Source organism: Lacticaseibacillus sharpeae JCM 1186 = DSM 20505 (assembly GCF_001436225.1).
Taxonomy (GTDB): domain Bacteria; phylum Bacillota; class Bacilli; order Lactobacillales; family Lactobacillaceae; genus Lacticaseibacillus; species Lacticaseibacillus sharpeae.
In genome coordinates this window covers 1-24,971 of sequence record NZ_AYYO01000005.1, presented here as the reverse complement: position 1 = coordinate 24,971, position 24,971 = coordinate 1, and the positions used below count along the sequence as shown (strand labels likewise).

At 53.2% G+C, this 24,971-nt stretch carries 18 protein-coding genes and 1 pseudogene; 15 read left to right on the top strand and 4 right to left on the bottom strand.

Annotated features, from left to right (window positions below):
• The first annotated feature begins 11 nt into the window (after positions 1-11).
• The 7 genes from recG (at position 12) to FC18_RS01235 (ending at position 10,283) form a co-directional block, all read left to right on the top strand.
• Positions 12-2,051 carry an ATP-dependent DNA helicase RecG gene (gene recG / locus FC18_RS01265; protein ID WP_054677478.1) on the top strand — a complete coding sequence of 680 codons (2,040 nt, stop codon included), beginning with the start codon at positions 12-14 and terminating at the stop codon, positions 2,049-2,051.
• Between the two features lie 66 nt (positions 2,052-2,117).
• Entirely contained in the window at positions 2,118-3,140 is a 1,023-nt protein-coding gene (gene plsX / locus FC18_RS01260) for a phosphate acyltransferase PlsX (RefSeq protein ID WP_054677476.1), read from the top strand.
• 106 nt (positions 3,141-3,246) lie between these two features.
• Entirely contained in the window at positions 3,247-3,489 is a 243-nt protein-coding gene (acpP, locus tag FC18_RS01255) for an acyl carrier protein (protein WP_054677474.1), read from the top strand.
• A gap of 199 nt (positions 3,490-3,688) precedes the next feature.
• On the top strand, positions 3,689-4,390 hold the full coding sequence (rnc, locus tag FC18_RS01250) for a ribonuclease III (RefSeq protein ID WP_054677472.1): 702 nt from the start codon (positions 3,689-3,691) through the stop codon (positions 4,388-4,390).
• A 12-nt stretch (positions 4,391-4,402) separates the two neighbouring features.
• Positions 4,403-7,969 (top strand): chromosome segregation protein SMC, encoded by a 3,567-nt coding sequence (smc, locus tag FC18_RS01245; protein ID WP_054677470.1) that lies wholly within the window; start codon positions 4,403-4,405, stop codon positions 7,967-7,969.
• 41 nt (positions 7,970-8,010) lie between these two features.
• Entirely contained in the window at positions 8,011-9,021 is a 1,011-nt protein-coding gene (gene ftsY, locus FC18_RS01240; protein ID WP_054677468.1) for a signal recognition particle-docking protein FtsY, read from the top strand.
• The gene (locus tag FC18_RS01235) at positions 9,021-10,283 is read left to right on the top strand and encodes a methionine gamma-lyase family protein (protein WP_056975332.1); all 1,263 of its coding nucleotides are present in this window, start codon (positions 9,021-9,023) and stop codon (positions 10,281-10,283) included. Before ftsY ends, FC18_RS01235 begins: the two co-directional genes overlap by 1 nt.
• A 138-nt stretch (positions 10,284-10,421) precedes the next feature.
• On the opposite strand, the gene FC18_RS01230 is transcribed toward FC18_RS01235, so the two are convergent.
• Positions 10,422-11,711, bottom strand: a complete 1,290-nt coding sequence (locus tag FC18_RS01230) for a DUF2325 domain-containing protein (RefSeq protein ID WP_056975331.1) — start codon at positions 11,709-11,711, stop codon at positions 10,422-10,424.
• Between the two features lie 211 nt (positions 11,712-11,922).
• On the opposite strand from FC18_RS01230, the gene FC18_RS01225 reads away from it, so the two are divergent.
• The 4 genes from FC18_RS01225 (at position 11,923) to FC18_RS01210 (ending at position 14,132) form a co-directional block, all read left to right on the top strand.
• Positions 11,923-12,528 (top strand): histidine phosphatase family protein, encoded by a 606-nt coding sequence (locus FC18_RS01225; protein WP_054677462.1) that lies wholly within the window; start codon positions 11,923-11,925, stop codon positions 12,526-12,528.
• Positions 12,529-12,731: 203 nt separating this feature from the next.
• A complete protein-coding gene (locus FC18_RS01220) occupies positions 12,732-12,920 on the top strand; it encodes a hypothetical protein (RefSeq protein WP_054677460.1) in 189 nt (62 codons plus the stop codon).
• Between the two features lie 126 nt (positions 12,921-13,046).
• On the top strand, positions 13,047-13,670 hold the full coding sequence (locus tag FC18_RS01215; protein WP_054677458.1) for a hypothetical protein: 624 nt from the start codon (positions 13,047-13,049) through the stop codon (positions 13,668-13,670).
• Positions 13,671-14,132, top strand: a complete 462-nt coding sequence (locus tag FC18_RS01210; RefSeq protein ID WP_054677456.1) for a hypothetical protein — start codon at positions 13,671-13,673, stop codon at positions 14,130-14,132.
• 46 nt (positions 14,133-14,178) lie between these two features.
• Here the strand turns inward: FC18_RS01210 and FC18_RS01205 are convergent, their stop codons facing one another.
• The 3 genes from FC18_RS01205 to FC18_RS01195 all read right to left on the bottom strand — a co-directional run bounded on the left by FC18_RS01205 (position 14,179) and on the right by FC18_RS01195 (position 17,353).
• The gene (locus FC18_RS01205; protein WP_054677454.1) at positions 14,179-15,009 is read right to left on the bottom strand and encodes an energy-coupling factor transporter transmembrane component T family protein; all 831 of its coding nucleotides are present in this window, start codon (positions 15,007-15,009) and stop codon (positions 14,179-14,181) included.
• Positions 15,002-16,708 carry an ABC transporter ATP-binding protein gene (locus FC18_RS01200; RefSeq protein ID WP_054677452.1) on the bottom strand — a complete coding sequence of 569 codons (1,707 nt, stop codon included), beginning with the start codon at positions 16,706-16,708 and terminating at the stop codon, positions 15,002-15,004. The genes FC18_RS01205 and FC18_RS01200 overlap by 8 nt, the downstream gene beginning before the upstream one ends.
• Before the next feature lie 87 nt (positions 16,709-16,795).
• The gene (locus FC18_RS01195) at positions 16,796-17,353 is read right to left on the bottom strand and encodes an ECF-type riboflavin transporter substrate-binding protein (protein WP_054677450.1); all 558 of its coding nucleotides are present in this window, start codon (positions 17,351-17,353) and stop codon (positions 16,796-16,798) included.
• Positions 17,354-18,285: 932 nt separating this feature from the next.
• On the opposite strand from FC18_RS01195, the gene FC18_RS01185 reads away from it, so the two are divergent.
• From FC18_RS01185 to FC18_RS01170, 4 genes and pseudogenes are all read left to right on the top strand, one after another.
• Positions 18,286-21,303, top strand: coding sequence for a type I restriction endonuclease subunit R (locus tag FC18_RS01185; RefSeq protein WP_054677446.1), 3,018 nt, complete (start codon positions 18,286-18,288; stop codon positions 21,301-21,303).
• 70 nt (positions 21,304-21,373) lie between these two features.
• Positions 21,374-22,900 (top strand): annotated as a pseudogene (locus FC18_RS01180) (type I restriction-modification system subunit M).
• Positions 22,890-24,137, top strand: a complete 1,248-nt coding sequence (locus FC18_RS01175; protein WP_054677444.1) for a restriction endonuclease subunit S — start codon at positions 22,890-22,892, stop codon at positions 24,135-24,137. The pseudogene FC18_RS01180 and the gene FC18_RS01175 overlap by 11 nt, the downstream one beginning before the upstream one ends.
• Positions 24,138-24,276: 139 nt before the next feature.
• The gene (locus tag FC18_RS01170) at positions 24,277-24,819 is read left to right on the top strand and encodes a restriction endonuclease subunit S (protein ID WP_156660849.1); all 543 of its coding nucleotides are present in this window, start codon (positions 24,277-24,279) and stop codon (positions 24,817-24,819) included.
• Positions 24,820-24,971: the final 152 nt, after the last annotated feature.

Below are 24,971 nucleotides of genomic sequence, written 5' to 3'. Positions count from 1 at the left end.
GAGGTGCAAACATGTCACTTACAGATTCAGTGACTGAGCTTCCGGGAGTTGGTGCTAAACGGGCAGAGGGCTTGCAGGCGCTGGGCATCAGCACGGTGTCCGACCTGCTGTTTTACTTTCCCTTTCGCTATGACGACCTGAAAGAGCGCGACCTCGAAACGGCGATTGATGGTGAGAAAATCACCATTAAGGGCACGGTGGTTGCGCCGCCGGTAGTCAGTCGGTTTGGCCCGCGTAAGACCCGGGTCAACATCCGTATGCGGGTGCAACGCGCGGTCGTCATGGTGACGTTCTTCAACCAGCCGTGGCTGAAGGACAAGTTCCACGAAGACCAGGAAGTAGCCGTCTACGGGAAGTGGGATGCCAGTCGTAGCAGCCTTGCCGGGATGCGCGTATTGGCCACTCAAGACGCCGATACTCCGGCCATGGCGGCGATTTATCCGCTTAGTAAATCAGTACATCAAGCATTTCTTGTGGGCCTCATTAAAGAGGCCTTTGCCCGTTATGCGGGTGAAATCACGGACGTGGTGCCTGAAGATGTGCGGACGCGCTTCAAGCTGTTGTCGGACCGGACGCTGGTGCAGTGGATGCACTTCCCCAAGACGCCGCAAGAGGCCGCAGCGGCGCGGCGTTCAGCCATTTTCCGGGAATTTTTCCTGTTTGAGGCGCGTCTGCAGTCGCTTAAGTACCATTCTGCGGAACCAGTGAACGGACTGGTCATCCCCTTTGATAACGCGCGGGTGCGCCAGTTCATCGCGCAACTGCCGTTTGAACTGACTAAAGCGCAAAAACGGGTGGTCAACGAAATCTGTGCGGATATGCGCCGCCCGCTGCACATGAACCGGCTGCTCCAAGGGGACGTCGGGAGTGGGAAGACCATCGTGGCCGCGATTTGCATGTATGCCGCGGTGACCGCCAACTTCCAGTGCGCCCTCATGGTGCCGACTGAAGTGCTGGCCGAGCAGCATTACGCCAAGCTGTCCAATTTGTTCCGTGACTTGCCGGTGCGCGTGGCGCTGCTCACCAGCTCTGCCACCCCCGCGGCCCGGCGTAACATCCTGGCTGACCTGCGTGGTGGCGACATCGACATCATCATCGGGACCCACGCCCTGATTCAAAAGGACGTGGACTTTTCCGCCCTTGGTCTGGCCATTATCGACGAACAGCACCGGTTTGGCGTTGGCCAGCGCGATTTACTTCGGGACAAGGGGCTCAAACCCGATGTGCTTGCGATGACCGCCACGCCAATTCCACGAACCCTCGCGATTACCGCGTACGGGGAAATGGACGTGTCGACTATCGACGAACTACCAGCCGGCCGGCACCAGGTGCAAACACAGTGGCTGCACAAGAACCAGATGGGCCATGCGCTCACCGCGATTCGCGCGGCGGTGGCCGATGGCGGTCAGTGCTTCGTCGTTACGCCGCTGATTGCCGAGTCCGAGAAGATGGACCTGCAAAATGCCGAGGCTGTCTATGCCGATTTACAGGACCAGCTGGGCGCACAGATTCCCGTTGCCCTGCTGCACGGTCAGATGAAGCAGGAAGAAAAGGCGGCCATCATGCGCGACTTTGCCGCAAACACGACGAAGGTGCTTGTTTCCACCACGGTGATCGAAGTCGGGGTCGACGTGCCGAACGCGACACTGATGCTGATTCTGGACGCCGACCGGTTCGGCCTTGCCCAGCTGCACCAGCTGCGGGGCCGGGTCGGCCGAGGCAAGAAGGCTGCCCGGTGTATCCTGGTTGCCGATCCTTCCACCGAGCAGGGGATTAGCCGTATGGAAGTCATGACGGAGACCACCGATGGGTTCGTTGTGGCGCAAAAGGACCTGGAGTTACGCGGTCAGGGTGATATTTTCGGGAACAAACAATCGGGGATGCCTGATTTCCGTTTGGGTGACCCCGTGACGGACTTTAACGTGCTCGACGCGGCACAGCGGACAGCCGGGGAAATCTTCACGGTCGATCCGGAACTGAATGCGCCGGAACATCAGCCATTACGCGCGGAGTTGGCGCACCTAGTTGCCATCAACGGGACACTTAATTAAGGCACACGAATTACGAATTTTGAGCGCAGTCTGAGTGCAAATTGGGCTGTAAGTCAGGAGGACACTATGAAGATTGCGGTAGACGCAATGGGTGGCGATAACGCCCCAGCAACGATTGTTGAAGGGGTCGAGCGGGCCCGGGATGAGCAACAGGCAATTGAATTTGTGCTGTATGGTGATGAGAATCAGATTCGCCCGCTGCTGAAGAGTGATGAGCGGATTAGTATCGTGCACACCACCGAGAAGATTGAGATGGATGAGCACCCCGTCAAGGCTGTGCGGCGCAAGAAGCAGGCATCGATGGTGCTGGCTGCACACGCCGTTAAGGATGGGGAAGCGGACGCGATGTTTTCTGCCGGCAGCACCGGGGCACTCCTGGCTGCGGGCCTGTTCATTGTCGGCCGGATTCGCGGCGTTGACCGTCCCGGCCTCATGCCCACGTTGCCGTCAGTCAATTCTGACTCTGGGTTCGTGATGCTGGATGTCGGTGCGAACGCGGACAACCGGCCGAGCCAGTTGTACCAATACGCCGTGATGGGCAACTTCTACGCCCGCGACGTACGCGGCATCAAGAACCCGCGCGTGGCGCTGCTGAACAACGGGACCGAACCCACCAAGGGCGATGATCTGCACCAGCAGACCCACCAGATTTTGGCTGCCGCTCAGGGGCTCAACTTCATTGGGAACGTGGAGTCCTCCAGCTTGCTGGATGGTGCGGCCGACGTGGTCGTCACTGACGGCTTCACCGGTAACGCTGCCCTCAAGGCCATTGAAGGCACGTCGCACACCCTGCTGCATGAGATTAAGGCCGCCATCATGAACGGCGGCATCAAGGGTAAGCTTGGTGGATTACTGCTGAAGGGCAGCATCAAGGGCATTGTGCAGAAGTTCGATGCTTCCCGTTATGGCGGGGCCGTGCTGCTTGGTTTGCAGGCGCCAGTGGTTAAAGCCCACGGTGCCGCGGATGCAACCACGGTCTACTACACAATTTTGCAAATCCAGGCGATGGTCGAAAACAAGACTATCAGCAAGGTAATTGACTACTTCGCGGAACACGGCGTAGATAGTCCGACCCCCACCCAAGATTAGGTTTTGATGCAACAAAGATGACAGGCAGTCGCATTTCACTTTTGTTGCGCGCCGAAATGTGGTAGAACATTATTATATTAGTTCGGAAAATATGAGGAGGATCATCGTGAACGAACAAGAAATTTTCGACAAGATTGCTGCGATTCTGCAGGATCACTTTCAATTAGCAGAGGGCCAGGTAACCCGGGAGCTTAACTTCAAGAAGGACCTGGACGCAGACTCGATCGATATCGTGGAATTTGTCCTTGAACTTGAGGACACGTTCAACGCCGAAATTCCGGACGAAGACGCCGAGAAGATTCAGACCGTGGGCGATGCCGTTGCGTACATCGCAGCGCACCAGGGTTAAAGCATAACTGGGGGCCAGACGAATTAAGTCGTCTGGCCCTTTTTGTGGCTTTTGGCCGGTCAGCGATAATCGGCAGATATTTACGTTTTCCACCCTAAAAACCTGTATAATAAGTACTATGTGTGAGTATGCATATGCGAACGCAAAATAAAATGTCGGTGGCGCATTTCGTGCCCGCCGACGACTCGGAGGTTATTGAATGGTTGTGGCAGAATTCGTGAGTGAACTCCGCGCGCGCTTTGGGATTGAGTTTAAGGACTTATCAATCCTGGACGAAGCGTTCACTCATTCCAGTTACGCCAACGAACACCGTGAGCTCGGGATCAGCGACAACGAACGCCTGGAATTTTTGGGTGACGCTGTCCTCGAGCTGACTGTGTCCGACTACTTGTACCGGAAGTTCCCGAACTTGCCTGAAGGGGAACTGACCCGTATGCGAGCAGCCATCGTGCAGACGAAGAGCTTTTCGTCATTTTCACGTGAGGCGCATTTTGATAAATACATTAAGCTTGGTAACGGGGAAGAGGCCGCTGGTGCCCGCCAGCGTAACACGTTACTGGAAGACTTATTCGAAGCGTTCTGTGGCGCACTGTACCTTGATCAGGGCCGCGCTGCCGTCATCAAGTTCTGTCAGCAGGTGATTTTCCCGCACATCGATGCGGGCGAATTCCGTGGCATCAGTGACTTCAAGACCGCCTTGCAGGAGAATCTGCAGCAGGACGGGAACGCGGACATCCACTACGAAGAGGTCAGCATCACGGGCCCCGGGAACGCACGGCAGTTCAATATCGACGTGTACGTGGACGATAAGCTGCTGGGAAGTGGCTCTGGTAAGAGTAAGAAGCGCGCCGAACAGGCTGCGGCGAAGGCTGCCCTGGTCGGTTTAGGTGTAATTAGCTAGGTAGGTTAACGGATGCAACTGAAAGCATTGACCCTGAACGGTTTCAAATCGTTCGCGGATAAAACTACAATTGAATTCGACCACGGACTGACCGGGATTGTCGGCCCGAATGGTAGTGGGAAGAGTAACATCACGGAAGCCATTCGCTGGGCACTGGGTGAACAGAGTGCCAAGAGTCTTCGTGGTGAACGGATGGGGGACGTGATTTTTGCTGGGACCGCCCAGCGGCCACCCCTCAACCGGGCGGAAGTCACGTTGACCTTTAACAACGCCGATGGTTACCTGAAGGACCAACCGGAAGAAGTGAGCGTGACCCGGCGGCTGTTTCGTAGTGGTGAGAGTGACTTCCTGATTAACAAACGGTCGGTGCGGCTGCGCGACGTTGTGGAAATGTTCATGGACAGCGGTTTGGGCCGCGAATCCTTTGCCTTTATTTCCCAAGGCCGCGTTGAAGCAATCTTCAACAGCAAGCCCGAAGATCGCCGCGGCATTTTCGAAGAAGCGGCCGGAGTGCTCAAGTACAAGACGCAAAAAACGAAGGCCCAGGCGCAGTTGCAGGAGACAAGCGACAACCTCGCCCGCGTGTTTGACATCGTCCACGAACTATCCGGACGCATGGACCCGCTCGCGGAACAGGCTTCGATTGCCCAGGACTATGAGCAGCAGACCAAGGAATACCGGACTTTGCACCAGCAATTGCTGGCGCTGGAAGTTCGGGATATGGGCCAGCAGCAGGAGCAAACCCAGAATCAGGCGGCGGCCACTAAGCAAAAAATTACCGAGCTGAACGACCTGATTGCGAAACTGGAAGCGGAGTCCGACGAATTGACGGCTGAGGAAGTCGCAACCGAAGACAAGCTGAACCACGCCAATGACGATTTGCTCGCCAAGTCCACCCAGCTGGAATCACTGACGGGGGCGGAAAATGTTTCCACCACCAAGACCCAAAACGCCAACACCACGCTCGCGGATCTGAACGAGCAGGTCGAACGCGCGCAGGCGGAAGTCAGTGAAGCCAAAGCGCAGTTGGTGACACTCACCGGCAAGCGCAAGGGCCTGGACGGGCGCATCAAGGAGCTGCAGGCTAAGTTGCGTGCGTTGGGGGACGCGGCGGAAACGCCCGAAACCATTAACGCACAGCTGGATCAATTGCAGGGTCAGTACATCAATACGCTGCAGGCCCAGGCCGATAACCGGAACGAGTTGGCGGGGCTGGAAAAAGAACAGCAGCTTTCTTCCAGTCAGCTGCAGGCGACCCAAGACCGACTGGCCGAATTGGATGCCCAAAAAACGGACCTGACTGGCCGCCAGAACGCACTAAACGGCCAGTTGACTGCCGCCCAGGAGCAATATGACGCCCTGCAGGAGCAGTATTCTCAGCAAAATGGTCAGGTTGCGGCTGCCAGCAAGGAATTACAGCAGGCAACAGCGACATACAACGATCACCACAGCCAGTATGTGCGCGCAGAAGAGCGGCACAAGACCCTGGCGGAAATGGCTACGGATTACGCAGGCTTTTATGGTGGGGTGCGGACGGTCCTGAAGGCCAAGGCTCAGTTGCACGGCGTGATTGGCGCGGTAGCCGAACTCATGACCGTGCCGGGGCAGTACCAGGAGGCCCTGGACCAGGCCCTTGGGGGTAGCCTCCAGTCGATTGTGACGACGGATGAAAATGCGGCGAAGGCAGCGATTGCGTACCTGAAGCAGCGCCGCGCGGGCCGGGCCAATTTTCTGCCCCAGTCGGTGATTCGGCCGCGCAACCTGCCAAGTAGTATCGTCCAAACGCTGAACGGCGAACGTGGCTTCATCGGGATTGCCGTGGACTTAGTCAGCTTCAAACCGGAACTGCAAAACATCATGAGTAACCTGCTGGGCAGCCTGATTGTGGTTGATAACCTCGATAACGCTGTTGGCGTGGCGCGGGTCACTGGCCACCGTTATCGCATTGTGACCCTGGACGGCGACATTATGAACGCCGGGGGCTCCATGTCTGGTGGTTCGCGGCAGCAGAGCAAGGCTAGTCCGCTGGCCCGGGCGCAAGAAGTGCAGCGTTTGGCGGCCCAGGTCACCAAGATGCGGGAACAACTCGCGCTTGAAGAACAGAACCTGGATGAGCTGAACGTTGTCTTGAGTACGGCACAAAGCAAGCTCAGCGAACTCGTGCAAAAACGTGATCAGGCGCACACTGCGTTGCAAAACGTTCAGGGCGATGCGCGTCTGTTAACGGATCAGCTGCAGCAGCTGGCCCGTCAGCGTGCAAACCTGGAACTGAGCATGCCCGCAGGTACGGTTGATTTAGCCGACAAGCAGGCGAGTCTGCAGACGAAGGCCGAGGAGTTGGCAACTAAGCTGGCCAATTTGCAAAGCCAAACTGATAATCTGAAAGCCCAGCTGGCGGACGTCAAGAGTGCGACTGATTCCCGGCAGCAGCAGCGCGCCCAAGTTCAAGCCGACCTCGCCGTGGCGAAGAACGACCAGCAGACCGCGATTAGTCAGCAGCAGCAGTGGCAGGCAACTGAAACCCGTGCTGCGGCTGAGATTACCAAGTTGACCGACCGCATTGCGGCGATTCACAAGGCCGCGGAACTGACGGCTTCCGACCGTGCGGGCCGCAAAGAACTGATTGTGCAGTTGCGCCGTGAAATCAAGGACCTGAAGCAGGCCCAAACCACGCTGACGGAGGCAAAAGCCGGTATGCGCACGCGTTTGAGCCGCATTTCGGCCCAAACCAGCACGGCGTACAGTGAACGGCAAACGGCGATGAGTGAATCCGAAACGCAAGCGGTCACCCTGAGCCGGCTGAAGCAAAACCTAGGCAACCGGCTGGATACCCTGCGCGATGACTACGAAACCACGTACGAAGCTGCCCTCACGCAGGTGCCTAAGCCTGAACCCGATCAGCCGCAGCTGCGCAGTCGCCTGAAGTTGCTGAAGCGCGGCATTGACGAGCTGGGCCCAGTGAACCCGCATGCGGTCGCTGAGTACCAGGAGGTCAAGGAACGTTACGACTTCCTCACCAAGCAGCAAGACGACCTCAACTCGGCTAAGGACCAATTACTGGGCACCATGGCCGAGTTGGATGATGAAGTCCGGACGCGGTTTAAGGAAGTCTTTGACGCCACGTCGAAGGCCTTCACGGAGATCTTCCCGCAGATGTTCGGCGGTGGGCACGCGGAATTACGGCTGACCAACCCGGATGACCTGCTGACGACGGGGATTGAAATCATCGCCTCGCCGCCGGGGAAGAAGCTTGTGCGGCTCTCACTGCTCTCTGGTGGGGAACGTGCGCTGACCGCCATCACGTTGCTGTTCGCGATTCTGCGCGTCCGGCCCGTGCCATTCTCCATTCTTGATGAAGTGGAAGCGAGTCTGGATGAAGCTAACGTCGACCGGTTCGGCGCCTTCCTGCAGCACTATTCCAGCTCAACGCAGTTCATCGTCATCACCCACAGACGGGGGACGATGGTCGCTGCGGACGTCCTGTATGGGGTGACCATGCAGGAGTCTGGGGTATCGCGGATGGTTGCCGTCTCGCTGGATGAAGCGGTGACGGAAAAAGCGGCAAGCACGCCTAAGTAACACTTTGACACTCAGTACGCGCTATTTTTTGGAGGATGATTATGGGATTTTTTGACCGCATTAAGAAGGCATTTGGCGGTAAGGACGAAAATGCCGAGACTGAAAAATATGATGCCGCCCTCGAGAAGAGTCGGGATAGCTTCGGCGCCCGCCTCAACAAACTCTTCGCCAACTTCCGGACCGTCGATGAGGATTTCTTCGATGACCTCGAGGAAACTTTGATTGGCGCCGACGTCGGCTTCGAAACCGCGGTCCGCATCACGGATGAGTTGCGCGATGAAGTTAAGCTGCGTAACGTCCACGACTCGAACGCGGTGGCGCGGGTAATTGTCCAGAAACTGGTTGATCTGTACGGTGAATCGGGTAAGGACGAAGATAATTCCCTGCACTTCGCGGAAGAGGGGCCAACCGTGTTCCTGTTCGTCGGGGTCAACGGTGCCGGTAAGACCACGACCATCGGTAAGCTGGCCAACCGGCTGCACAAGGAAGGCAAGTCAGTGCTGTTAGCAGCCGCCGATACCTTCCGTGCCGGGGCGATTCAGCAGCTCCAAGTGTGGGGTGAGCGCGATGACGTGCCCGTTGTCGCCGGGCCTGAAGGTGGCGACCCCGCCGCAGTGGTTTACGACGCGGTGGTGCGGGCGAAGAAGGAAAACACGGACGTGCTCATCGTGGACACGGCTGGTCGTCTGCAGAACAAGGTCAACTTGATGAACGAGCTGGCCAAGATTAAGCGCGTTATTCAGCGCGAACTCCCCGACCAGCCAGCCGAAGTTTTGTTGGTAGTTGACGGGACGACGGGGCAGAATGCTCTGAGTCAGGCCAAGGAATTCAACCAGACCACCGAAATGACGGGGCTGGTACTGACCAAGCTTGATGGCTCCGGTAAGGGCGGCATCGTGCTGGCTGTGCGCAACGAATTGCACGTGCCGGTGAAGCTGGTTGGCCTGGGCGAAGGCATTGATGACCTCGCTGACTTCGAACCCACCAAGTTTGTTTACGGGCTGTTCAAGGGCTTGATTGACGCTCCAGAAACGGAGGAAGAAGAGAAATAATGAGTTGGCGTGATACTGTAGATCCAAAGTTGCTGGCAATCGTTGACCGCGTGGACAAGAAGATTGCCCCCCGGCTCGCGGAGCTGGACGACCAGATTGTCGAGAATGAAGCCAAGGTGCTCCATGCGTTCCAGAACCACAACGTTGCTGAAAGTGACCTGACTGGTTCCACCGGTTACGGCCACTATGACGAAGGCCGCGACAAGCTCGAAGCCGTGTATGCCGAAGTGCTCGGCGGGGAGGACGCCCTGGTGCGCCCCCAGCTGATTTCGGGGACCCACGCGATTGGGGTTTCGCTGCTGGGCCTCGTGCGCCCCGGGGATGAAATTGTCTACATCACCGGTAAGCCATACGACACACTGCAGGAAGTCCTCGGGATTACTGGTGACGGCGTGGGGACACCGAAGGAATTCGGCATCGGGGTCGACTGGGTTGACCTGCTGCCAAACGGTGAAGCCGACCTGGATGCCATCCAAAAGCGCGTGACGGAAAAGACGACCGTTGTGGCCATTCAGCGTTCCCGCGGGTACGCAACGCGCGATTCCTTCACTGTGGCCAAGATTGCCGAGATGATTAAGGCGGTACGAGAAGTTGCGCCGAACGCATACATCTTCGTGGACAACGCGTACGGTGAGTTCTCCGAGACGCGCGAACCCCTGGACGTTGGCGCAGACCTCATGGCCGGCAGTCTGTTCAAGAATGCTGGTGGCGGTATGGCCAAGACCGGCGGCTACATTGTCGGGCGCAAGGACCTGGTTGAACGCGTCAGCTACCGGTTCACCGTCCCTGGCTTAGGTGGCGCTGAAGGGGCAACATACGGTTCGCTCGATGCGATGTGGCAAGGTTTCTTCATCGCGCCCCAGACGACGGGGAACGCCATCAAGGGGGCAATTTTCGAAGCCGCCCTGCTCGAAGAACTCGGCCTGGACGTTTCGCCTAAATGGGATGCGCCACGCACCGACTTGATTCAGACGGTCAACTTCGGCAATCCTGACGACATGGTGCACTTCGCCAAGGCAATTCAGCACAACTCGCCAATCGATTCCTTCGTGACGCCAATTCCCGAACGCATGGCGGGTTATGAAGATGAAGTCATCATGGCTGGTGGTAGCTTCGTCCAGGGGGCAACGATTGAGTTCTCCGCTGACGGACCACTGCGCGCGCCATACACGCTGTACCTGCAGGGTGGGTTGACCTACGCACACGTGAAGCTCGCCATTATCGGCGCGGCGGCGGACACGTTCTTCAGCAAGGAAGATTAACTATTCCGTGCGGTGAAGAAGGCAGCATTGAAATAGAACCATCAGGAAGATTGGCCCGATTTAGGGGTCAATCTTTTTTCATGGATCGGAAGAAAAAAGTGCCCAGACCAACTTGGGTCTGGACACTTAGCTAGCTAGTTATTCCTCTGTAATGCTGATCTCCACGTCCTCCGTTAGTGGGTACTCAATGTCCGCACCGCGACTCTCATAGGCGGGCAGGTGGTGCAGGGCGCGGTAAATGGCGCGCTCCAAAGACAATGGCGAGGAACCATCAGCAACCGCGTACGGCTTACCCTGCAGCTTGGCCAGGGCCAGGGCTGTGTTCGTGTTGATGTGGTGGGCCTGGGAAATCACGGGGATGACCAGGTCCGCGCCTTGAACGCGGGTCCGCAGCTTGTTGCTCTGCAGGGCCTCTGAGCACTGGTACTTACCGTTGTGGGCCTCAATGATGCCGCGCAAACCGTTCAGGCTGTCCTCGAAGCCGATGATGAGCACCCGTTTGCCATCGAGGTCGAATTCGATGTTCGTGGGGTGCTTCGGCTTGTCTTCCTCTGCCACCTTCTTTTCCTTCGCGGGCGTTGGTGTTGGTGTGGCAGGCTTCTTGAGTACTAAGGGTTTAAGTTCGTAGTGCACCCAAGAAATCCGGGCGCTCTTAGGGCCACGACTGATGTACCAGGCCAGATCAACCACGTCGCCGAGCTGGGTCTTCACGTAGTCCAGGTCGCTTTGGGTGAATTCGAAGCGAATTGGTTCACCTTCGTACTCCAGCGGGTTGCCGATGTAGCTCCGGTCGGCATAGGCGACGTACGGGTAGGACAAATCTTCCTCTTCTTCCAGCAACACGTTGTTAATTCGGGCAATGCCATCTGGTTCGGCGGTGCGGTCGAAAATCCGCATATCGGCGAAACGACCATCGGGGATAATCACCTTGTTGCCGTTTTGCAGGCCCATGGTCCGGACCAGGTGCTCCTTGAGGAAGTACGCGCCGGCCTTGGCGCCAGACAACCGCCGCTCAACGACAATTGGCGCGCTGTCTTCGGTTGCGCCCCCAGTTGCGCGGGCCGCAGCGGCTCCGACTTTGACGGTTGGGAGCGGGTGGTGCACGGTGCGCAGCGACACGTTGGGTTTGATTTCGGTGCGTGGTTTTGCGGGTGCTGGCTCTGCAGCCTCAGCTTCCGGGGCCGCGGGTTCGGTGCTGGTTGTCGGTGCAGCTTGTGCAGCTGGTGCTGTGCTTTGCGGCGCATTCACAGCCGCCACATCTGGCTTATCTGGCTTTGGCGCGGGCGCCGCTCCGGCATTCCCATCATTTAAACGGGCCACATACTTGGACAACATCTGCACCCCAAACACTAATGAGGTCAGCGACTGGCCCGCACTTAATTCAGTGAGCTTAGTTAAATCCTGACAATATTCTTCCTTTAAATCCATCGGGTTCATCTCCTAAATGATTTTTGGTGGTACGCTTTCAGCATAGCACAACGGGGAGGAACCAAGGCGTTTTTGCGCTTCTGTGAGGTATTTGTTACAATATAAATCGATTGTATACGTTTACTGCACTTTTCGTGGCCAGCATTCAACATTTTTGCACGCCACGCTCATGCAGCGATGTAAATACCAAGAATTGATGGGGTTGTAAAAAATGGACTTAATGGTTGTGCGGCACAGTATCAGCGTTTCAAACGGGGCAGATTTGATTTCAGGGGCGGCAAATGACGTGCGTCTCTCCAAGGCCGGGGAAGATTATGCGCGCAAGGTGCGCGGACTCTATGACTGGGACCGTTTCGATGCTGTTTACGCCAGTCCGATGGTCCGTGCGATTCAGACGGCGTCCATCTTGACCAATCAACGCTCCGATATTGAGTACGATGCGCGCGTCCAGGAAATGGACTTCGGTGAATGGGACGGCTTATCGGCCAACCCGTTCCGTGACGAGCACCCTGAGATTTTTGACTACTCCGGGATTTTTAATGAAAAATACTCGCAGTTTGCCCCTGGCGCCGAGAGTTACGCGCAGCTGATTAGTCGGGCCCAGTCCTTCATCGACATGCTTAAGGATAAGCATCCCCACGATTCCGTGCTCGTGGTTTGCCACGGGCTCACGACGCGCGCGCTGTTCGCGGCGGCGCTGAACATCGACATCTACGCCTTCACCGCGGTGCGCAACGTCAGCCTGAACGAGATGCACCTGGATGCCGACGATAACTTCCAGGCCCGGGTACTGCGGTACAACGAAGTCCTCGCCTAACTGAATATTGAACAACGCGCACGCAATTGGGCCACCGGTCCGGTTGCGTGCGCGTATTTTTATATTAATCGTTGTTTGCCTTTTTCCTAAGAAACTTACGCGGGGGTAAATATGTTTGCTTGTTCGATAATCCGGCCAGCAAAGCCGGATTTTCGCCGCCACTTTCGCTAAAATTTATAACATTAACGGAGAGGGGCATGCATATGCGCATATTTAATTTGATTCTCGGCGACACTGTGCGCCTGATGCTGGCATTAACATTTGGCTTTTGCCTGTACCGGCTGTTTGTCGGCCGGATGTTTTGGTATTTACTTGCGGGGGCCAGCTTGTTTTTACTGCTCAGTCTCAGCCACCTCGCGCCACGGCAGCGGGTGCTAAGCAGAAAGCATTAGTGGTCGTCCCACATTTTAGAATAAATTAGCGTAATTGGCCGTTACCAGCGGCCTAAACCTAGGCAAAACGCGCACCTGCCGTACAATCATCATGAACACAGTTGGATGATTGACGGAGGTGGCGACATGATTCAATTAACGTTGGTAGTTGTCGGTTCCCTAATCGCGGTCACGGTTTTGTTGCTGGCCGGCTGGATGCTCGTATATGGCTGGTGGCAAGGTCGTCCGGAGCGGATTCTCGGCCCCCACAGTCCGGTCACAGCGCTGAACACGCAGTATGCTGAACGGCTGCGGCAGGATTTTGCCCCAGTCACGGTGAAAGTGACCGCCGTTTCCAGTAGTGAGTTTGATTATTTTGACCCGTATCTGTGGTACGGCGGCTATTTATTTTTACATGGTGACGACGAAGCAGCTTTGATTCGGGCGTATGAATCGGCAACACAGGATTATCGCACGTATTCGGCGCAATACGCCCAGGCAGCCAGCAAAATGCTGAATTGGGAACTGAGCGGCTGGAAGCAGCACCGCCTGCGCCATTTTCTCAGCAACTACAAACTGCCGGCGCCACGGGACGCCACGCTCACGGTACGGGTGCGGCTGACCGGAACCGAGGCGGCTAAGCGCGAGGACACGCAAAAGAATTACGCCCTGAAGCTATCCGAGCGGGGCCGGCTGTACCGGATGGCAGCCGCACGCAAACAGAACTTCCTGGCGTTAGGTAACCCGATTGACGAAGCGGAGGCGAGCTAGATGGCGTGGGAGCACACAGTTTTTACTACCCGGCGCGCGGATGAGGCCCAACTGCAAAACGCTGGGACGTGTCCGCTGGCTGCCGTACCCGCAGAAGGCAAGGTTGCTGACTATTTCCTGTATGTCCTGCAACTCGGTGACGGCCGCATGCTCGTGGGCGTCACCAATGATCCGCACAGCCGCATGAACGACGAATATTCGGGTGAGGGTCCGACCTTCACCGAACAATACGGCGTTGCCGGACTGGTGAGCGTTCAGGAACTCGGCGAAATGAGTTATGCAATGGCCGCTGAACGTGCCGACATGAAGACGCTGGAGCTCATGTGTAAGTATTCCTACCACTGGGTGCGCGGCGGCCGCTGGCAAATGGACGCCGATGACGATGTTTTGCAGGCGTTAAGTGCCCAGCGAACGGCGATTGAAGACCATTACCGGATTCGCATTGCCACCCTCATTGCATAGAAAAGGCGTCACTTCACGACCTGCCGTGAAGTGGCGCCTTTGTTGTTTAGCTATTAAATGGGTTGAAGAAGCGGCCACCGTTGACCTTAAAGAGGAGCAGGCCGACGATGATGATGGCAATCGTGACGCCCAGCACCGCCCAGTCCGCAGGCGCGAATTTGCGCCCCATGTACCAGGAGCGTTGTTTGCGCCGGCCGAACCGCCGCAGTTCCATCGCCTGACTGATGGTCTCGATGCGGTCAAGACTGCTGAAAATCAGCGGCATCAGGATTTGCGCCGCGCCCTTGAGCCGCGCAATCGGGTTGGCCTTGCGCGACAGTTCGTAGCCGCGGGCCTGCTGGCTCATGCTGATCTGGTGGTAGGTATTCTGCACGTCTGGGATGTACCGCAGCGACAGCGCCACCGAGTAGCTGATTTTGTATGACAGCCCGATTTTGTTCAAGCTGGCCGCGAATTCACTCGGATTGGTGGTTACCAAAAACAGCAGGGCGAGTGGCACCGTGACGATGTACTTGAGCGCCAGGTTGAGCTCGTAGAAGAGTTGCTCCCACGTGAGGGTGAAGTAGCCGCTGCCCATGATCAAGTGCCGCGTTCCGTACAGCTGCACGCCATATTCGGGCGAAAAGATGTAGACGGTAATCAAGTTGAGCAGTGAAAATACGAGAATGATTTTAACCACCAGGCTTATCTGGCGCCACTTGATTTTGGCTTGCCAGAATAGCAGGAGCGACATGACCATGATGGCGATGATGAAGCGGGTATCGTAGCTGGCCATCGCGATGATGGACAGGCCGATGAACGCGAGCAGTTTCGTCGCGCCGCCGAGTCGGTGCAGCCACGTGTTGCCGGGGGCAAAGCCGAAGATTGAATTATTCATGCTGCGCCTCCCGTTCTGCGGCAATCACCCGCGTGGTGAAGAGTTCTGGGTCGAGGTTAAACCGGTCCGCCAGCGTGTACAGGCTGGTTTTGGCCAGGCTTGCGGCGGCAATCACGGTGGTGTTACTGAGCACGTTCGCTGGTTTTTCATCCAGCAGCACGCCGCCATCACCGAGAACGACGGTGCGCGTGGCGTATTCGAGCATCAGGTGCATGTCGTGGGTGATGAGCATGATGGTGATGCCATGCTCGTGGTTCAGTTTTTCCAGGAAATGCATCATCTGGGTGTAGTGGCGCCAGTCCTGGCCGGCAGTCGGCTCGTCCAGAATCAGCATTTCGGGGTTGAGCACGAGGATGCTGGCGATGGTGACCCGCTTCTTCTGGCCGAAACTGAGCGCGGAGACCGGCCAGTTGCGAAATTCGTACAGTCCGCAGATCTTCAGCGCCTCATCAACGCGCTGGTCGCGTTCGTCCGTATCCACGCCGCGCAGGTCCAGGCCGAGGCCGACCTCGTCGCGAATCAGGTTCTTCGAGATCATCTGGTTGGGGTCCTGCATGATGTAGCCGATATGGTCGGCGCGTTCCTTGATGGACAGGGTGTTCAGGTCGGTACCGTTGAAGTGCATCGTGCCGGCGTTTTGCTGCACGAAACCAGTAATCAGCTGACTCAGCGTCGTTTTGCCCACCCCGTTGCGGCCGACCAGCGCGAGCATGTCGCCGTGGTTGATGGTCAGGTTCAGGTGGTTGAAAATCGGCGTGGCGCTGTCGTAGGCAAAATCCAGGTCACTGATGGTCAAAAGGGGCTGGTCGTGCTTGGCACCAGCCGGTTTGCTGCTGGCGTTCAGCCAGGTGGTCAGGCGCTGACCCAGGTTGGGTGCGTCCACGGTCTCCACTGACTCGATGCCGGTAATCTCATCCGTCTTGATGCCAGCGGCCGTTAATGCCTGCAGGTAGAGCGGACTGCGCACCCCAATCTGGGTGAGTAAATCACTGCGCAAGAGGGCGTCGGGGGTGAGGTCGCCGATGATGCGGCCGTCGCTGACGACAATCACGCGGTCAACTGGCTGGGTGAGCACGTCTTCTAGGCGGTGTTCGATGATGACGACCGTCATGTTCTGCTGCCGGTGCAATTCGTCAATCAGCCGAATGGATTCCTTGCCGGTCGCGGGATCGAGGGCGGCGAGGGGTTCATCGAACAACAGGATGTCGCCGTCGTCGACGAGCACGCCCGCCATGGAGGTGCGCTGTTTCTGGCCGCCCGACAAATTCTGGGGCGCCTGCTCGAGTTGGTCCGTAATGCCCATGGTGGCCGCAACCTGCTGCACGCGCGTGTGCATCGTCTGCGTGTCCGCCGCGTCATTTTCCATGGCAAAGGCGATGTCTTCGGCGGTGGTGAGACCGACGAACTGGCTATCGGGGTCCTGGAGCACCGTGCCCACTTTGAGCGACAGGTCGAAAATGGACGCGTCCTGGACGACCTGGCCGGCCACCGTCACTTTGCCGGTGATCTGCCCGGGGATGGCGTGGGGGATGAGCCCGTTAATCATGTTGCCAATGGTGGACTTGCCCGAACCGGACGGGCCGACAATCAGCACCTTCTCGCCGCGATTAATCGTGAGGTTGATGTTGTGCAGCGTGGGCTCGGCCTGGCTATCGTATTGGAAAGTGACATTATCGAACTGAATCAGTGGCTCTGGCATGTTGGGGTCCTTTCGCATTTTTCCTATGTAAGTAGCAAAGAGGGGCCAAAACGCGCCCCTCTTTACTCGCTGGTACTATTATAAAACTTATTCCTTCTTCAGGCTGCCTTTTTGCGTCCGTGTCGCTGCGTACGCAACCAGGAGAATCGTCCCGATAACACCAGCCGAAACGGCGTTGGAAATCGCGGAGACAATGCCCTGCAGGTACACCTTGTTGGCTGGTTCAGCATAGACCAGGATGTCCAGCGTTGGCGCGATGAGGGCCCAGCCGGCAACATTCGTGATGATTTGCACCACGTTGTAGCTGATAATCTTTTTAATACCGAAGTTACCAGCAGCAACATCGAGCTTCTTCCAGAACAGGCCGATGACACCACCGACGAGCCCGGTCGTGAAGACCCACGTCCACCAAGGGGAACCGTAAGCCGTGAAGTCGGTCAGCGCGTGGCCGAGGAAGCCGGACACGAAGCCGGCAACAGGTCCGAATAGGAGGCTGAAGAAGCCCAGGAACCCGTATGACGTGTCGATGTTCGTGTTGGGGATCCCACTAGGAATGGAAACCCACCGCTTGAGAATGAAAATAATGGCCGTGCCAATCCCGATAGCAACAACGGTCTTGACGGAAAGGGAGTTTTTCTTTTGCATATCTGTGTCCTCACACAATATTGAATAATTTATCTTAACTGGAAATCGGCGCGGACGGTGGTTCTTCCCGGCAGGTCAGCTACCGGTTCGCCGAACAAAAAATCGCCCTAAACAGAGAAGTTTTCTCTGCTTAGGACGACTATGCGCGGTACCACCTAAATTGCTCGCACGTGGCGAGCCAACTCGAAGGCTTAAGGCGCCTGCACCCGTTTCCGACCACGAGATTCATTCTGCCGGGCTAGCGCGCACTCTTTGCAGCTACCGAGTGCTTTCTTGGGGGCTAGTGGGCCGACGTACTATTTCTCGTCTAGTTAAAATATGCGGTTAGTTTAACACGGAATGAAAGGAAAATGCAAATGGTGTGGGAAGGGAATGTAAAATTTCATGGGTGCCACAGGTAAATCTTCCGGGAGGTTGAGGTGAATATGACCACGGTAAATACGAATACACCAGAATTTGCGTTGTTGTTTCGTAGTTTGGATGATTTTTTTGGTATGAACGGATATTTTGTACGGCAGGATCACGGCGTGCGAATTGATGTTAAGGCTCAGTCAAGAAGCTATACGGAAACGTTTGATTTGATTCAGAAGTTTAGGCATAGTGTTTGGCCGCAAATAGAGGGAGGTTGTTTGATAAGGTGTATTTTGATGTGACTGATGAGGAGTAACTGATGGTTTACGGCTGCAAGAGTCAGAGCGTAATTAATGAATCAACGTACTAACTGGCACGTTGATTTTTTTGTGTTTTGTAGCTGCCCACATATAATTGATAATTTGAAGTTATTCGGCGGCGCTTTATTGCAAAATGTGTGATAATTAACATGATACGGCTTACGCTTGCTCGCAACGACAGTCCTAATAAGTTGGCCGAGCCAATTAGGTGACCAAATATACTTAAATCATTTAACACGGTAGACGGTAGGAGGAGCACTAATGGTTCTCTATAAGGCAAAAGCTGAACTAGAATTTGAAGACGAGTTAATTCAGACACTTACGCAAAATGGGTGGACGCACAATCGCGCGCTTGATAATGCGACGCCGAAGATGCTGGAAAACCATTTTCGCGAGATATTAAATCAGAACAATCCGGAATCTCTTGATGGCGAACAGCTAACTGACCGGGAAATGGCGGACATCATGCGTTTCATTGGGGGGATGACCCCGGTTGAGGCAAACGGCTTCTTGAATAATGGCTACGTTGCGGAAATTCCACTAACACGGGAGCATGCTGATATTCACGTGGGGAATTTTAGCAAGGTGCGTCTGCGTGCTTTTTGGCGTGACGCTGCTGCGGGTGGTATGAACCGCTATGAAGTTATTAAGCAAGCCATTCGTCCGGGGATGGAAGACCAACTGGATAGTCCAAACCGGCGCTTTGACGTAACTCTGTTATTCAATGGGATGCCACTTATTCAAATCGAAGAGAAACGTGTCGATGTCAGTTTGAAAATGGCGACCAATCAGATTTATAAATACAAGTCAGAACACAAATACGATGGCTTGTACTCAATGGTGCAGATTTTTGTGGCGATGAAGGAGAACGAGGTTAAATACTTCGCTAACCAAAAGTCGGAAAACCAATTCAACAATAAGTTCTTCTTCGAATGGTTGGATCCGCAGAATCACGCTGTGCGCGACTGGCGTCAATTCACGTTGAGTTTCCTCAAAATTCCGATGGCCCATAACGTCATTAGCAATTACACCCTGGCGAAGGGCGACAATCTTGTTGTGTTGCGCCCATACCAAATCCACGCGATTAGTGCGGTACGTAAGGCTTTTGAGAACCATCAAGATGGATTTGTGTGGCATGCTACTGGGTCGGGGAAGACAATTACGGCCTACAAAGTGGCGACAATTCTGCAACGTAATCCGCAGAATCAGGTGATTTTCCTTTCTGACCGTAAAGAACTGGACGCACAGTCAGGGAAGAACTTCTCTGAGTTTTCGTCCGATACTGACGATACCGTGTTTGAGACGGCACATACAGACGAGTTAATTAGCAGACTTAAATCAGCCGATAACGGTGTGATTGTGACCACCATCAACAAGATGAAGATTGCGGTTGAACGAAACAATAAGCTTAAGGAAGCTGGTAAGAAAGGATTCCTTGACGGCTTAATGACACGGCGGATGGTATTCATTGTTGATGAAGCGCACCGTTCGCAGTTCGGGGAAATGCAAAGGGTGATTAAGCGAGCATTTCCATTGCAGAGCTGGTACGGTTTCACCGGGACACCAATTTTTGATTTTAACAAAACGGCTGAGGACCAAACAACTGAGAGCCAGTTTGGCCCATTGTTGCATCGTTATGATATTGGTAATGCGCTGAGTGACGGTGCGATTCTGCCATTCAATACGGAATACGTGCATGTGGCCAGTGCAACTGATCAACATGGTGAAGATGTTGATGAATCACAATTTAGTGATGATCTTTATGTTGGCAATAATGATAATGCCCAAAACTACCGCAACAAGGTGGTGCACTGGATTTACAAGAACTGGAACAAAAAGTCAGTTCACGGTAAGTTCAACGCTCTATTTGCCGTTAGTGACATTCAGCAGGCGATTGAGTTCTACCACTTGTTCAAGGAGAAGAACAAAACGGCCCTGCACCCGTTGCACGTCGCGGTTACGTACTCACTGAATGAAAACGGGGATGACAATCAGAGTCAACGTGATGGCCTAGTTGAAGCAATGCACGATTACTCTGTCCAATACACAGGGTCAGATTCAACGTTCACGCTCGATAACGCTAACGTCTACATTGACGATGTCGCTAAGCGGACCGCGCGAACTGAAGGGCCATACAAGCATCTAAGTCCGGAACAGACGATTGACCTAACAATTGTTGTTGCGCGGCTGCTGACCGGGTTCGATGCGCCTCGACTGAATACGTTGTACATGGATAAGATGATGCAGTATCAAGGCTTGATTCAGGCGTATGCCCGCACAAATCGCGTATTTGATAAGAACAAACCCCAGGGGAACATTGTCTTGTTCCGTCATCCTGATGAGATGGAAGTACGCACCAAGGACGCATTTGAGAAGTACGCAGGTTCAGGAACGTTTGAAAAGGTGTTCCGGCCAGAGTTTAAAGAGATGCAGCAGGACTTTGCGGATCAAGTTACCTCGCTGAAGGCTTATGTGCCGACTCCCGATGAGGCCAATGCATTATTGGACGATACAGTCGAAAATAGAGTTGAATTTCTCAAGAAGTTCCGAGAGGTAGCACGTAAGATGCAATACTTGGGTTCGTACTCTGATTTTGACTGGTCAGCTCAAGCAGCTAGCTATGGAATGACAGAAGAGGAGTACGGATACTTTCAGGGTGCTTATCAGACAATTGCGGATAGTATTACGCCAGTTGGTCCTGACCGAGACACTAAGGTGCTTAAGTTTGACTTCGAGGATGTGGTCATCAATACATTGTTGATTGACCGCGAGTACGTTCTATCACTGGGGACGAGCTACCTACGTTCAGTAAAGGAAAATCAAGAAGACAAGAGCCAAGAAGCACAGTCAAAAATTGAGGCGGCTTACAAAGACTTCATTGCGGCTGCAGAAAAGTTGCGCCGGTCTGGCAAACCGAAGTCGGCAGATCAAATTCTTGATTTCATCAAGACTTTTGATTCGAGCAAAGTTGATGGTGATTTTGACCCAGAGAACGAATTTCAACAGTTTCAATATCAGAAGAAGCTTGCTGCCATCAAGAAGTTCGCTAATGAGTTTGGACTAGAATCTAAGCCGTTGGAGAATGTGAACGCTGAGTATGAGGAGACAGGCGAGTTCCGCCATGAACAGGACTTGAAGCGCACCGCAAAGCGCGAAGTCGCTGAATCTCACGGCCACAAATATAAGAATGTGCTGAATTATAAGTCAGTGGTGCAGAAGAAATGGCAGTCGTTCATCACGGATGATTTGGCCCAGTACCGAGTAGAAGGAGACAAATAAAGTGGACAATAACGAAAGCAAGAACCTGGAGCAAGCGCTTTGGAATGCCGCCAATGTTTTGCGCGGCAAGATGGATGCTAGTGAATATAAGAACTACATGCTTGGCCTGATTTTTTACCGTTTCCTTAGTGGCAAGATAGAAGACGGCGTGCTGGAAGCTACTGGTGAAGACGGCGATGCAATCAAGGTATACCAGGAATACTGGGCAACACAGCGCGAGGAGATTAAAGACGCTCTGCTGGACAGTCTCGGCTTTCTGATCGAACCTGATGATCTCTTTGATAGCATTGTGACGCGCATCCAAAATCATGAATTCCAGATTTCTGACCTTAAGCAGGCGTTCTTCAACTTGGAGCAGTCCGTAAAGGGTCGCTCATCTGAAGAAGACTTTGAAGGTCTGTTTGATGACGTGGACTTGGATTCCAACCGTTTGGGTAAGAATCCAAGCCAGGTAATGAACGATACGATTATGGCGCTCAAGGATATTGATTTTGATAACGGGCGCGACGTACTTGGGGATGCATACGAATACCTGATTAGTTAGTTCGCGATGAGTGCCGGAAAGAAGGCCGGGGAATTCTACACCCCGCGGACAGTCAGTGAAATCATTTCGAAGATTGTGACAATTGGGCATAAGGACGGGGATGACCAGGTTCGTACCGTATTCGACCCAACGATGGGGTCCGGTTCATTGCTGCTCACGGTGGCAAGTCAAGTTACCGGTGATAAGCCAATCAGTTATCATGGTCAGGAACTCAACACAACTACCTACAATTTGGCGCGGATGAACCTGATGCTGCACGGCGTCAACTTCGAAGACATCAATGTGCGCAATGGGGATAGTCTTGATGCTGACTGGCCAACTGAGGAGCCATATCAGTTTGACGCGGTTGTTATGAACCCGCCATACTCTGCACACTGGGAAAACGATGAGCGTCGTCTGAGCGACCCTCGTTTCCGCGATTTCGGGGCACTTGCACCAAAGACCAAAGCAGATTACGCATTTTTACTTCACGGTCTCTATCATCTGAAACCAACCGGGACGATGGGCATCGTGCTTCCACACGGCGTACTGTTCCGTGGTGCTAAGGAAGGCGACATTCGCAAGCAGTTGATCGATAAGAACCTGATTGATGCTGTAATCGGCCTGCCGGCGAATATTTTCTACTCTACCTCGATTCCAACGCTGATTCTGGTGTTGAAGAAGAACAAAACCACCAACGACATTCTGTTCATTGACGCATCCAATGATTTCACCAAGAGCAAAAATCAGAATATTCTGACTGAAGACAATATCACGAAGATTGTTGATACCTACACCAAGCGTGAAGATGTCGACAAATATGCACACGTCGCTACGCTGGATGAGATTAAGGAGAACGAGTACAACCTGAACATTCCACGTTATGTGGACACATTCGAGGAAGAAGAGCCAGTTGACATGGTTGCCACCGCCAAGGAGCTTGTGCAGGTGGACAAGGAAATTGCTGACCTGAACGGTCAACTGCTGGAGCAAATGAAGCAGTTAGTTGGCACCACGGATGAGGCACAGCACGAGCTGGATGCCATGATGGAGGTGTTCAAGAATGGGTTCTGAGAAAAATGAAAACAAGCGTATGGTGCCGTTGATTCGGTTTAAGGGATTTGCTCACGCTTGGGAACAGCGTAAGCTCTCAGGCCTTACAAAACGTGTGAAATCATATCCACTATCACGAGACGTACAGGTTGATTATATGAGTGGATACAAATATGTTCACTATGGCGACATTCATACTAGAGTGGTGGACATGATCAAAGATGATGCCAAATTACCTGACATAAAACCCGGGAATTATGAACTACTTTCAAAAGGTGATGTGATTCTCGCAGATGCATCTGAGGACTACGAAGATATCGCAGCTCCGGCCGTTTTATTAGCAAACAGCTCCAATAAAATTGTCTCTGGATTGCACACAATAGCTTTGAGACCATCGTCGGAACTTGATTCACTTTATCTGTACTATCAAATAAAATCTCCAGAGTTTAGAAAATATGGGCGTAAGCAAGGTCAGGGACTTAAGGTGTTTGGAATTAGTGCATCGAAGGTTCAAAAATATGACTTGCCACTTCCAGTGATTGCTGAACAGACTAAAATATCATTAATGTTGAACTCAATGGACAGTGTTATCGCTCTTCATCAGCGTAAGTTAGATTTATTGCAGAAAATGAAGAAAGGATATCTGCAGAGCCTGTTTCCGAAAAATGGAGAAAAAACACCTGAAATTAGGTTCGCTGGATTCACTGACGCTTGGGAACAGCGTAAGTCCTCAGAGATTTTCAAAAATGTCTCTTCTAAAGGACACCCCGAGAAACAGGTTCTCTCTGCTTCACAAGAAGATGGAATGGTACCACGGGACAAAATTGGTATTGATATCAAATACGATCGAAAAAGCTTGAATGGATACAAATTGGTTCTACCCGGTCAATTCGTAATTCATTTAAGATCTTTTCAGGGTGGTTTTGCTTACTCTTCCGTTGAGGGTATTACTTCACCAGCATATACCGTAATGTCATTGTCTGACGAATCTAAGCAAATACCTGAATTCTGGAAGGAGGTGTTGAGGAGCCCAACCTTCATAAACAGGCTTGTAACCGTAACTTATGGAATAAGAGATGGCAGAAGTATCAGCTTTTCTGACTTTGGGACTCTTAAGTTTCAATACCCTTCTGTAGATGAACAGAAGTCAATTTCAAATGTTTTGAGGTTCTTGGACAAAACTATCGCTCTTCATCAGCGTAAGTTAGATGCACTAAAAGAAATTAAACAAGGATTATTGCAGAAAATGTTCGTATGATTTATGAAACGCTGGCTGAGTTGGCTGGCGTTTTTGCGTTTTGACTTTTTACGCTTGGGAACAGCGTAAGCTCGGTAACTTTTTTCGCCAAACGATTAACTACGTAAACCCAAGTAAAGCTAACTTGGAACTCTGGAGTTTGACTGTTGAGAAAGGTTTGACGCCTAAAGCAGAAAGATATAATCGATCATTTCTCGTTAAAAAAAATGACAAATTTAAACTTGTTAAAAACTTGGACTATATTTACAATCCAATGAACATTACGCTTGGTGCACTGGATCAAAACACTCTTGGGTACAATGTAGCTGTGTCTGGATACTACATTACAATGGAGTTGAATCAAGATGCTGGTCATGATTTTTTTCGGGTGCTACTAAAAAAACCACAAATGATAAATGTCTATAAGCGTTTTGCAACTGGTTCGTTGATTGAGCGTCAACGGGTACAATTTCCTACGTTACAGATTATTCGTGTATCTGTGCCTAAGTTATCAGAACAAAACTCTATCTCTAAACTGTTCTACTATTTAGATAGGACTATCGCTCTTCATCAGCGTAAGCAGTTAGTACAGAATGCTGATGGAAAATACCAGATTGAAAGTGCTTGTGTGATGATTATTACGCGTGTCATTGCACGATTTGATGGAGGCCGTAAAATCAATTTTTACTTGAAATCAGCGTAAGTTCCTATAAATTGCGGAAAGTTCGTCCTACAAAAATAACCACTCCGTTTACAAAAGTGGGGGAGTGGTTTGAAAAATTATATATTTAAAAATTGTAGGTAAATTTCAAGTACAAGTTAGCCACTTCTGAAAATAACATCTAAATCAATGCG

Excerpts from the sequence above, each read along its gene's own strand:
- smc (WP_054677470.1), top strand. The coding sequence starts at position 4,403 with ATGCAACTGAAAGCATTGACCCTGAACGGTTTCAAATCGTTCGCGGAT.
- FC18_RS01175 (WP_054677444.1), top strand. The coding sequence starts at position 22,890 with ATGGGTTCTGAGAAAAATGAAAACAAGCGTATGGTGCCGTTGATTCGG.
- FC18_RS01200 (WP_054677452.1), bottom strand. The coding sequence starts at position 16,708 with ATGCCAGAGCCACTGATTCAGTTCGATAATGTCACTTTCCAATACGAT.
- ftsY (WP_054677468.1), top strand. The coding sequence starts at position 8,011 with ATGGGATTTTTTGACCGCATTAAGAAGGCATTTGGCGGTAAGGACGAA.
- FC18_RS01225 (WP_054677462.1), top strand. The coding sequence starts at position 11,923 with ATGGACTTAATGGTTGTGCGGCACAGTATCAGCGTTTCAAACGGGGCA.
- plsX (WP_054677476.1), top strand. The coding sequence starts at position 2,118 with ATGAAGATTGCGGTAGACGCAATGGGTGGCGATAACGCCCCAGCAACG.
- recG (WP_054677478.1), top strand. The coding sequence starts at position 12 with ATGTCACTTACAGATTCAGTGACTGAGCTTCCGGGAGTTGGTGCTAAA.
- FC18_RS01220 (WP_054677460.1), top strand. The coding sequence starts at position 12,732 with ATGCGCATATTTAATTTGATTCTCGGCGACACTGTGCGCCTGATGCTG.
- FC18_RS01235 (WP_056975332.1), top strand. The coding sequence starts at position 9,021 with ATGAGTTGGCGTGATACTGTAGATCCAAAGTTGCTGGCAATCGTTGAC.
- FC18_RS01230 (WP_056975331.1), bottom strand. The coding sequence starts at position 11,711 with ATGGATTTAAAGGAAGAATATTGTCAGGATTTAACTAAGCTCACTGAA.
- FC18_RS01195 (WP_054677450.1), bottom strand. The coding sequence starts at position 17,353 with ATGCAAAAGAAAAACTCCCTTTCCGTCAAGACCGTTGTTGCTATCGGG.
- rnc (WP_054677472.1), top strand. The coding sequence starts at position 3,689 with ATGGTTGTGGCAGAATTCGTGAGTGAACTCCGCGCGCGCTTTGGGATT.
- FC18_RS01205 (WP_054677454.1), bottom strand. The coding sequence starts at position 15,009 with ATGAATAATTCAATCTTCGGCTTTGCCCCCGGCAACACGTGGCTGCAC.
- FC18_RS01210 (WP_054677456.1), top strand. The coding sequence starts at position 13,671 with ATGGCGTGGGAGCACACAGTTTTTACTACCCGGCGCGCGGATGAGGCC.
- FC18_RS01185 (WP_054677446.1), top strand. The coding sequence starts at position 18,286 with ATGGTTCTCTATAAGGCAAAAGCTGAACTAGAATTTGAAGACGAGTTA.
- FC18_RS01215 (WP_054677458.1), top strand. The coding sequence starts at position 13,047 with ATGATTCAATTAACGTTGGTAGTTGTCGGTTCCCTAATCGCGGTCACG.